1 pseudogene is annotated in these 1,302 nt (G+C 49.5%); it reads left to right on the top strand.

From position 1 onward, the window contains the following. Positions 1-1,302: pseudogene (locus tag PGX78_RS08000) on the top strand (excinuclease ABC subunit UvrA); the annotation flags it as partial.

The following is a 1,302-nucleotide window of genomic DNA, read 5'->3' on the forward strand; positions in this document are numbered from 1 at the left end:
CGGAGGATTGTTGGCGGGACACGGCTATTCCTTGGAGAACACCTTTGCCGATTTGGATGAAGAAACTCAAGACAAGGTCATGAACGGGTCGGAAGAAGAATGCACCTTTGACTATGAAAATTTAAGAGGCGAAGTAAAGACCTTTACCACACCTTTTGAAGGGATTATTCCTATGGTGCGGCGCCGTTATAAAGAGGCATCTACCGATATGATGCGAGATCAGTTTGAGGAGTTCATGTCCGTTAAGCCGTGTTCGGCTTGCCACGGTTCGCGGCTTCGCCCCGAGGCGCTGGCTATTAAGGTCGGCGGCCTGGATATTCATGAATTGACGGAGCTTACAGTAAGCCGGATGATTACCTTCTTTGACGATCTGCAGTTAACGGAAAAGCAGGCTCTCATCGGTAAACAAGTGTTAAAAGAAATTCGTGCACGGTTGTCTTTTTTGGCTACCGTTGGTCTCGATTATCTGACATTGGCACGAACGGCCGGTACTTTGTCGGGCGGTGAAGCCCAACGTATTCGATTGGCGACTCAAATCGGAGCCGGTTTGGTGGGAGTCCTGTATATTCTGGACGAACCGTCCATCGGGTTGCATCAGCGGGACAATGACAGGCTCCTGTCGGCGCTTAAACACCTGCGTGATGCGGGAAATACGTTGATTGTCGTTGAGCATGACGAGGACACGATGCATGCTGCCGATTGTATTGTCGATATCGGACCGGCTGCGGGAGAACATGGCGGCCGCGTCGTGGCGCAGGGAACGGCGGCGGAAATTATGAAATGCCCCGAATCGTTAACCGGGCAGTATTTATCGGGCAAGAGATTTATTCCTTTGCCGGAAAAAAGGCGAGTCGGTAACGGTACGTTTATTGAGATTCAAGGCGCGAAAGAAAACAACTTACGGAATATAGATGTACGAATTCCCGTAGGCACGCTTACGGTTGTAACCGGTGTCAGCGGTTCCGGTAAATCTACTCTGGTCAATGAAATTCTTTACAAAGGAATGGCAGAGGCGGTTTACGGGACGCCGCATCGTCCGGGTGAATTTAAGACCATTAAGGGAACGGAATATATCGATAAAATTATTAATATAGATCAGGCTCCTATCGGGAGGACTCCTCGTTCTAATCCGGCTACGTATACGGGGGTTTTCGACTTTATTCGTCAACTTTTCAGTCAGACTGCGGAAGCCAAGATTCGCGGCTATAAGGCGGGGCGTTTCAGTTTCAATGTTAAAGGCGGTCGTTGCGAAGCTTGTCGCGGTGACGGTATCATTCGCATTGAAATGAACTTTTTGCCGGA

It is taken from the genome of Megasphaera sp. AF13-6AC, from assembly GCF_027685385.1.
Taxonomy (GTDB): domain Bacteria; phylum Bacillota; class Negativicutes; order Veillonellales; family Megasphaeraceae; genus Megasphaera; species Megasphaera micronuciformis.